9 protein-coding genes are annotated in these 9,242 nt (G+C 44.8%); all 9 read left to right on the forward strand.

Annotated features, from left to right (window positions below):
• Positions 1-129 precede the first annotated feature (129 nt).
• Positions 130-1,551, forward strand: coding sequence for a pilus assembly protein PilM (gene pilM, locus KKI13_02735; GenBank protein MBU4487968.1), 1,422 nt, complete (start codon positions 130-132; stop codon positions 1,549-1,551).
• Positions 1,552-1,563: 12 nt separating this feature from the next.
• Positions 1,564-2,097 carry a hypothetical protein gene (locus KKI13_02740; GenBank protein MBU4487969.1) on the forward strand — a complete coding sequence of 178 codons (534 nt, stop codon included), beginning with the start codon at positions 1,564-1,566 and terminating at the stop codon, positions 2,095-2,097.
• 119 nt (positions 2,098-2,216) lie between these two features.
• Positions 2,217-2,453 carry a MerR family transcriptional regulator gene (locus tag KKI13_02745; protein ID MBU4487970.1) on the forward strand — a complete coding sequence of 79 codons (237 nt, stop codon included), beginning with the start codon at positions 2,217-2,219 and terminating at the stop codon, positions 2,451-2,453.
• Positions 2,450-3,265, forward strand: a complete 816-nt coding sequence (locus KKI13_02750) for an AAA family ATPase (GenBank protein ID MBU4487971.1) — start codon at positions 2,450-2,452, stop codon at positions 3,263-3,265. The genes KKI13_02745 and KKI13_02750 overlap by 4 nt, the downstream gene beginning before the upstream one ends.
• A gap of 1 nt (position 3,266) precedes the next feature.
• On the forward strand, positions 3,267-3,923 hold the full coding sequence (locus tag KKI13_02755) for a hypothetical protein (GenBank protein MBU4487972.1): 657 nt from the start codon (positions 3,267-3,269) through the stop codon (positions 3,921-3,923).
• Positions 3,924-3,940: 17 nt separating this feature from the next.
• Positions 3,941-6,361 (forward strand): hypothetical protein, encoded by a 2,421-nt coding sequence (locus KKI13_02760; protein ID MBU4487973.1) that lies wholly within the window; start codon positions 3,941-3,943, stop codon positions 6,359-6,361.
• A 77-nt stretch (positions 6,362-6,438) separates the two neighbouring features.
• Entirely contained in the window at positions 6,439-7,599 is a 1,161-nt protein-coding gene (locus tag KKI13_02765) for an acyl-CoA dehydrogenase family protein (protein MBU4487974.1), read from the forward strand.
• An 8-nt stretch (positions 7,600-7,607) separates the two neighbouring features.
• Positions 7,608-8,390, forward strand: a complete 783-nt coding sequence (locus KKI13_02770; GenBank protein MBU4487975.1) for an electron transfer flavoprotein subunit beta/FixA family protein — start codon at positions 7,608-7,610, stop codon at positions 8,388-8,390.
• A gap of 13 nt (positions 8,391-8,403) precedes the next feature.
• On the forward strand, positions 8,404-9,242 hold an 839-nt coding region (locus KKI13_02775; protein MBU4487976.1), incomplete at its 3' end, for a hypothetical protein.

Below are 9,242 nucleotides of genomic sequence, written 5' to 3' on the forward strand. Positions count from 1 at the left end.
GTTCGCGAGGAGAGGTTAAAAACGGCAGGATAAAAAAGACGATAGAAGTGGTCGTAAAGAGGACCGATAAGGGCTCGGAATTTTTGTATTATTACGAGATTCAATAATGTATAATGTTCGCCATAAACTATGTTTTATAAAGCCAAAAGATTAATAACCGGAATAGATATAACCGACGGCATTCTTAAGATACTCGCCATTTCCAAGAGTAAAAAGAATGGCGGCGTCAGTATCTTAGACTGCGTAAAATTGCCGTCGGAAGAAGATAAATCGATAGCAAAAGAAGTACGTTCGCTCTTATCAAAAAATAAGATCTTACATTCACATTTTGTAGCCGGTTTTCCGCGGCATCTCGTTACCATGAAAAATGTCAGGTTTCCCACCACTCAAAATTCCGAAATTAAAAATATGGCCGAACTCCAGGCTATCAAATATCTTCCTTATTCCCGGGAAGAGATGGTAGTAAGCTATAAGCTTATAAGTACAACGCCGGAAGGTTATTCGGATATATTGCTGGTCCTTGCGCAAAGAAAACTTGTCGATAAATATGTCAACATATTCAGAATGGCGGGTGTAAACGTTGACAAGATAGGGCTCAGCTCCGAAGGCATACTCAATTGGTATCTCGGGCGAGGGGCGGAGGGTGGCGGATCAGTCGCGATAATAGATGCGGACAAATACCACACGCACATACAGATAGCCAAAGAGAGGGCCCTTTTGTTTAGCCGGTCCATATCTTTTGACGCCGGCGCCGCCGAACCCGATAAGAGCGCGCTTTTAAAAGAAATAAGAATGTCATTCGAAACGTATTTTAAAGAAAGAAACGAAGGGGTATCAAGGATCATCGTCTCCGGAGGAGAAGATTATACTAAGGGCATATTTGACCTTCTATGCAGCAATATCGCCACCCCCTGCGAGATTATTTTGCAGGAAGATTATGTAAAAGGGGAAAGATTCGGCGAGCAGATCTTAAAGCGGCTCAAAGAGTATTCTTATACTTCTTTGCTGGGGCTCGCATCAAACCCCGAATTTGCCGAGATAAATCTTATGCCCGAAGAGATCACCTCAAAGAAAAAAGAAGAGGCGGCAAAAAGAGAATTGGCAAAAAGCGTCATATTGATTCTATGCATTCTTGTGGCGTTTTTCGCGATTCTGGAAAAGAAGATGCTTGAAAAGAGATTTTACCTTCAAAAATTGGACGAAAAATTAAAAGCTATCGGGCCGGAGGTAGAGCGATTGTCGCGTTTTAAAGAAGGCACTGAGATCATAGGCAATCAGCTTATGTTTAAGGGCTCCTCCATAGATGTTATGCGCGAGATTTACAGCATACTCCCCAAGGATATATCTCTTACTTTGCTGGAATTTGAGGACAGAGATAGGATCTTGCTTCGCGGGACCGCAAAAGAACTGAGCAGCGTATTCAATTTTCTGCCGGTATTGGAAAAATCGCCCTATTTTGAAAATGCGAAGATAAATTATGCCACTAAAAGGATTTTCAGAAAAGCGGAATTTGCGGATTTTGAAATAGTATGTCAAATGACAAAGTTCTAAACGGAGACGGCGATGTTTCGTAATATCACAAAAAGAGAAAGATTCTTAGCTCTAGCTACCATATCAGCGGCCCTGGCAGCTCTTGTATACAATTTTGTTATTGAGCCGATAGTCAGCCAATGGAACGAATCAGACCGGAAAATAAGGGACAAGGAAGTCGTCTTAAGAAAATACTCCAGGATCTTGCGCGATAAAGATAATATAGAAAAAGAAAGAACCGAATACGCGAAGTATTTCAAATCTCAAAAACTGACTCCCGAGGAAGAGAGCGCCATTGCATTAACCCGGATAGAACGAGCGGCGTACGCTACCAAAGTTCAAATAACGAATATAAAACCGTTATCGTATAAAACATTTGAATATTACAACGAATCTACATTTAGGGTGGCAACAGAATCTACGCTCGCGGAACTTACCAAATTTATTTACGACCTTCAATCATCCGACCAATTGCTCAAAGTTGAAAGGATGGTATTGAGGGCAAAGGAGAGCGAACCTGCCACAATCAAATCAATCCTTAATATTACCAGAATATCGATTTTTTGACCCCCGCAGGCATTCAAATCATCAAATTTACATAACCCCTTGACAAGTAAAGGAGTATGATGTATACTCTCTACTAAGAGAGTTGACAGAGAGTATATCACTCTCTATATGGAGAGTAGTTGAAAAACATATACCTATTAAAAGATGTTGCAAAAATTTCTGGCCATTCGGCCTATACCCTAAAGTATTATCTCAAACTCGGCATAATCAAAGAAATAGGCCGCTCCCCCGACACCAATTTCAGATTTTTTGACGATTCCACCGTAGATGCGCTTTCCAAAATCAGGGAAATGCGGCTCAAAAATATGAGCCTTAAAGAAATAAAGAATCTATTGATATGGGAAGGCGGGGTATGAGCTATTACGAAGTGCTCAATATACATAAGGAGCCTTTTTCCACAAGCCCGGATCCGTACTTTTTTTACCGCTCCTCTGCCCACGAGACGGCTATGAGCCGGCTTGAGATAGCAGTGCGCTTGAGACGTGGCCTGAGCCTGATAATAGGCGATGTCGGCACCGGCAAGACGACACTTGGCAGGACACTGCTTCAAAATTTTAATCAAGAAGACACTTTTGTATTCCATATGATACTGGACCCCACATATAAGTCGGAGTTCCAATTTCTTTCAAGCCTGGGCAAGATGTTCGGCGTGCCGCCCCACCTTAAATCAACATTGGACTACAGGGACGCTATAGAAAAATATCTTTTCCATAAGGGCGTTGATGAAAATAAGACGATAATACTTTTAATAGACGAAGGGCAAAAGCTTACCCCGACATTTCTTGAGATATTGAGGACGCTGCTTAATTATGAGACGAATGAATATAAACTGCTTCAATTGGTCATATTGGCGCAGATGGAGATAATGCCGAAGGTCAAAAAGATAAAGAACTTTTTTGATAGGATCACCCTGAAATATATAATAAACCCTCTCGACGAAGAAGAGACAAAAGATATGATAGAATTCCGATTAAGACAGGCCGGATATAACGGCCCGGAAGGTTTTTTTTCGGACGGGGCGGTGAAACTCATACATGAACATACTATGGGCTATCCCAGAAAGATAGCGATACTATGCCATAATGCGCTGGAAGCCGCCGTGATGAAGGATAAAAGGATTATAGACGAACCGATAATATTGGATATCATAAGAAATGAGGTAATATAGAATGAAGAAAGATTTTTCACCCGAAGAGAAACTTTTACGATTGATAAAAGGCTCCGCCCGGAAAGATGCCGAAAGAGAGAAGATGGATATAAGATCCGCAATGGCGTATAACGGCACTGCCGCAACCTCCTCTTATAAAGGAAACGGCCGGTCGGCGCAAAAATCGGCTTCTATGGCTTTAGCGTTTGATATTAAGGCCATTAGCACAAAAAATGTCAATCCTGTCCTTGTAATTATTCTAATCGGTCTATTGATATATTTTTTGGTCGATATGATATATAATCCTTACCGCGGAAAAGAAGATAAAGTCGAATCTGCCGTAGCGCGAGAAACGCTCGAGGTTAAAGAAAAAGCCGATTCCTCCCAACCGTATTCCTATTACACCCCGGGCATAGACGACAGAAATATATTCATGCCGCAGGAGAGCGACACACCGGCAATGCCGGCCGGTCCCTCAGTTGAAGAGATAGGCGCCAATTTATCTCTTATAGGTATAATCGCCGGGGATAAGCCTCAGGCGATTATCGAAGATAAAAAGGCCGGGAAGTCATATTTTCTATATAAAGGGGGTTCGGCCGGCCAGGCAAAGATAGTGGAAATAATGGAAGACAGGGTATTAATGGAATATAGAGATGAGACATTTGAACTCGTACTTTAATCGGAGGGTTATAAATAATGATGAATAAAAGAGCCGGACTCATAGCGTGTTTTTTATTGATTTCTTTAATCCTATTTTTTGGCACATATACATTTTCCGAAGACGGGGATGACCCGCCTCAGGATAGTGTGTTGGAGGTTGAGACTTTGGAGGAAATGCTTAAAGACGAAAGCATACCGCCCGAACTAAGGCGGGAGATAGAAAAAATTGTTAAAGAGGGCCCCCCTGACGAGGTATCCGGGGATACAGACCTATTTTTTGATGAAACAATGCCGTCTGTCGAAGAAGTAGAATCGGATATGTCCGAAGAAGACCTGCCTATTCAGGATGAACCTCTCCGCAGGGTAGGTACAGTACCAATACCCGCGTCAAAAGCGCCCAAGCAAGAAGTTTCTTTATCGGCAAAGAACAAGATATCTCTGGACCTAAAAGGGGTTGATATAATAGATGTTCTCAAGATGCTTTCGGCAAGGAGCAATTTAAATATTGTCGCCGGCAAAAACGTAAGAGGCAAGGTTACGCTATTTCTGAAAGATGTGGATATGTGGGATGCCTTCGAGATAATACTCGCGTCCAATGACCTCGCGTATGAAAAACGCGGCGATATAATCAATGTGATGACCGAAAGAGATTATGAACAACTGTACGGCGAGAGGTATTCCGATAAGAAAGAGGTAAAGATTTTTAGGCTTGAATACGCGAAAGCGGCAGACATAGCGAAAGCGCTTAATCAGACAAAATCGAAGATAGGCAAAATAGTGGTGGATGAGCCTTCCAATACGGTCGTGATTATAGATGCCCCCCAGCCCGTCAAGCAGATGGAAAAGATAATAGAGAAGATGGATATGCCGATAGAGACTAAGATATTCAGCCTAAATTATGCCAAGGCAGAAGACATCAAGACAAAGATAACAGATGTTCTGACAAAAGGCGTAGGCGCGATACAGGTCGATGAAAGGACAAATAAAATAGTAGTAACTGATCTCGTGACAAAAATGCCGGATATAATAAATATTATAAGTGCTATGGACGAAAAACACAAGGTAGTGCTTATCGAAGCAAAGATAATCGAAATAGAATTGACAGACGAGTTTAGGTACGGTGTGGATTGGGGGAAGTTGTTCAGAAATATCGGCAACACAAGTATAGATTTTAATTTTGCCGATTTAGGGGATGTCTCCCTCGGTACGGTTACGGGGGGGTCTCTTACGATAGGAAAATTGGCCCATAATGCGCTGGACGGCGCGATAAGGGCGCTGGCTACAGTCGGAAAGACCAATGTGATATCCTGCCCGAGAATAACGGTGCTGAATAATGAAGAGGCGAAAGTCTTAATAGGGACAAACCAGCCTTATGTGACCTCGACCACCACGGTACCTTCCGCCGGGAGCCCGGTGACATCCGAATCGGTTACTTATATAGATGTAGGTATAACCTTAAGGGTCACGCCGACGATAAATAATGACGGATTTGTCACTATGAAGATAAAACCGGAAATCAGCTCGTTGGGTACGCCCATCGAGACTGCTCATGCGGCAGGCGCTACAGGCAATCAAATACCGGTAGTCTCTAAATCGGAAACCGATACCACGGTAATGGTGCGGGACGGCACGACCATACTCATAGCGGGCCTGATACAAGACAGGGATATAGAGACTATAAATAAAATTCCTATCCTGGGCGATATTCCTATTATAGGATATGCCTTCAAAAGCCAGACCAAGGGTTCTGCGAGCTCGACTTCGAATCAACCGGAGAAGAAGGAGATAGTCATTTTTCTGACTCCTTATATTATGGATGGTACCGAGATGTTCCCCGAAGCAGCCAATACATTCTACGGCGATAGAGTGACGCAGCGCAAACTCATGGAAGAGCAGATTACTATAGCAGTTGAGGGCATTAAACGCCAACAACTCGTAGGAGAGATGCCGGAGGAAGAGAAAATAGATACCAATACCCATATCTCTAAAGACTTAAGCTGGTTTGGGAAAAAGGACGAAGGGATAGGAGTGGAGAAGAAAGAGATTAAAAAACCGGCTAAGAAGGCAAAGATAAGCGAGAAACCGAAAAAAGAGCCGGCTCCCAAGCAAAAAGAAGAGGTCAAAAAGAGAGATACGGTCATACCGCCTACCAATCTCATTATGCCCATGATGGGCGGCTACTACAGTTATTACGAAAATTTGAGGAATAAGATATTCTGGATGGCAAAGGATAATTATCCCGAAGTCCCCGAAAAGGGGGATAAAGACGTCAGGTTATTATTTACCCTGACGGATAACGGTAAATTGAAGGGCGAGCCGCAGGTCCTGAATGAAGTGGATGTGAAACTGGCCACGGCCGCGAAAGAAGCGGTGAAAAACGCTTCTCCATTTCCGCCGTTTCCAAGGACAATGGAAAAGCGAGAGGCGGCATTCAGAGTTACGATCAGTTACGAATAAGAATAAAACCGTTGACATTGCCTAAATGCTGGGATAAAATATTTTTTTCGAAATAGTGCAAAAATATCGGAGGGAACATGGTAGATTACCTGTTAAATGAAAATCAGATTATGATACGGGACCTTGCGCGCCAAATCGCGGAGGAGAAGATACGTCCTGTAGCCGCCCATTATGACGAGACAGAAGAATTCGCCTGGCCTATCGTCAAAGTGCTGGCTGAAAGCGATATGTGCGGTATATATATTCCCGAGGAGTACGGCGGTACGGGCGGCGGAGTAATGGAATTGTGCGTAGCGACAGAAGAACTGTCAAAGGCATGCGGCGGTATCGCGCTCGCGTTCGCGGCGACGGCCCTCGGAACATACCCCATAATACTCTACGGAAACGACGAACAGAAGAAAAAATATCTACCTGACATAGCAAAAGGTAAAAAGCTCGCGGCATTCGCCATTACCGAAGCAGAGGCGGGTTCAGACGCCGGCAGCATAAAGACCACCGCAAAGAAAGACGGCGATCATTACATATTAAACGGAACGAAACAATGGATAACGAACGCCGGAGAGGCGGAGACCTATACGGTTATAGCCATGACGGATAAGACGAGGGGCGCGCGCGGCGCAAGCGCGATTATAGTCGAAAAGGATACGCCCGGATTTACTTTCGGAAAGAAAGAGAAGAAGATGGGGATACGCGCCTCCGCCACAAGAGAGCTCATCTTCCAGGACTGTAAGGTGCCTAAAGAGAATATCCTTGCGAGAGAAGGCATGGGCTTCATAGTCGCGATGAAGACATTCGATAATTCCCGGCCCGGGGTCGCGGCGCAGGCAGTAGGCATAGCGCAGGGCGCTTTTGACCTTACGCTAAAATATGTGCATGAAAGACAGCAATTCGGGCAATCCATCAGCAGTTTTCAGGGCGTTCAGTTTATGCTGGCCGACATGGCCACGCAAATAGAAGCAGCGAGGGCGCTGGTACTTTCCTCGGCAAGAATGATAGACTCAGGCGCTAAAGACGTTGCCATGGCTTCCGCCATGGCAAAAATGTACGCGAGCGACGTTGCCATGAAAGTAACGACTGATTGCGTACAGCTATATGGCGGATACGGATATATGAGGGATTATCCCGTAGAAAAATATATGCGCGACGCAAAGATAACCCAGATATACGAAGGTACAAACCAGATACAGCGCAGTGTTATCGCTAATGCGCTGATAAAAGGATTGGTTAAGAAGCGATAGGCGGTGGCATGAACATAATTGTTTGCATAAAACAGGTACCGGATACCACTGACGTAAAAATAGACCCCGCTACCAATACTCTTATACGCGAAGGCGTAGCTTCTATCATAAATCCTTTCGATACCTATGCCATAGAAGAAGCCGTCAGGCTTAAAGAGAAATTTGGCGGAAAGGTCATAGTTCTTACTATGGGCCCGCCGCAGGCGGTAGCGGCGCTCAAAGAAGCGATCTCGGTCGGGGTCGATGAAGCCATTCTTCTTTCCGATAGGGCCTTTGCCGGCAGCGATACCCTTGCTACGAGCTATGCCCTTGCCAGCGGTATCAAAAAGATAGGCAGTTTTGATATAATACTCTGCGGCAAGCAGGCATCCGACGGTGACACGGCGCAGGTGGGGCCCGGCATATCCACTCATCTCGATATACCGCAAGTTACCTATGTAAAAAAGATAGAAGAGATAACGAACGGCAAGGCCAGAGTAGAGCGGATGGTCGAGGAAGGTTATGAGATAATAGAAACACCGCTACCCTGCCTCATGACCGTGGTAAAAGAGATAAATGAACCGCGGCTTCCCTCGCTGAAGGGCAAGATGAAGGCCAATAAGGCAGAGATAATCACATGGACGTCTCAAGATCTGGGGCTCGAGCCTTTGCGGGTGGGATTAAACGGCTCACCGACAAAGGTCGTTAAAATATTTACACCTCCGGCGCGCGCGGGGGGCCAGATGTTGAAGGGCGAACCGCATGAAGTAGCAAATAAATTGGCAGAATTGCTAAAAAATGATGTAATATAAAAGATCTTTCTAAATGAATTCACGCGACAGAATAAAGAAAACCTTGAGTTTTGAAGTGCCGGACACGCTCGGCATTGCGGACGATTTTACGGAAGTCACGATAAAAAAGTGGCGTGATCGCGGCAAGCTGCCCAAGGATGTTAAGGCGGAAGAATATTTCGGTTTTGACATACGCCTTTTCGGTTTCAACCAGGATTTTGACCCTGCGTCCAAGAATAAGATAACGACGGAACGCTTTGCGAGGCCGAGCACGGGTGAGGCTCTGGCAGATACTTATATGGAGGCCGAATCCGGCGAGAGATTTCTGGCTCTATCCTGCGTTGAGCCGTTTGAGCATATATCCAGCATATTTGGAAGGGAAAAAGTGTTGACCATGATGGCGGAAGATGCCGGCAAGGCCGCCGATATGTTTGCAAAATCCGCCGAGTTTACACTTAAGCTATGTCAGCTGGTGCTGGATAAGGGTTACAAATTTGACGGCGCGTGGCTGTGGGGGGACATGGGGTGTAAAGCAGGCCTTATTTTTTCTACGGATTATTATAATGCTTTTCTCTTTGATTTGCATAAGGAGTTCTGCGATTTTTTCGCCAAAAAGAACCTGCCTGTAATTTTTCATTCTGACGGAAACATAGGCGAACTTATACCCCGCCTCATAAAAGCGGGCGTGCGGGCGTTGGAGCCGCTTGAAAGCGATGTAGATATGGATCTCTTCCGGCTTAAAACTGAATACGGCAGGGATTTAGTCCTTTTTGGCGGCATAGATGAAAAGGCTTTTATCAGCGCGGATAACGTGGAAAACGAAATCAAGACGAAATTGAACGGTCTCATGAAGGGCGGCGGATATATATACCA

This window comes from Candidatus Omnitrophota bacterium (genome assembly GCA_018894435.1).
Lineage (GTDB): Bacteria > Omnitrophota > Gorgyraeia > JAHIPI01 > JAHIPI01 > JAHIPI01.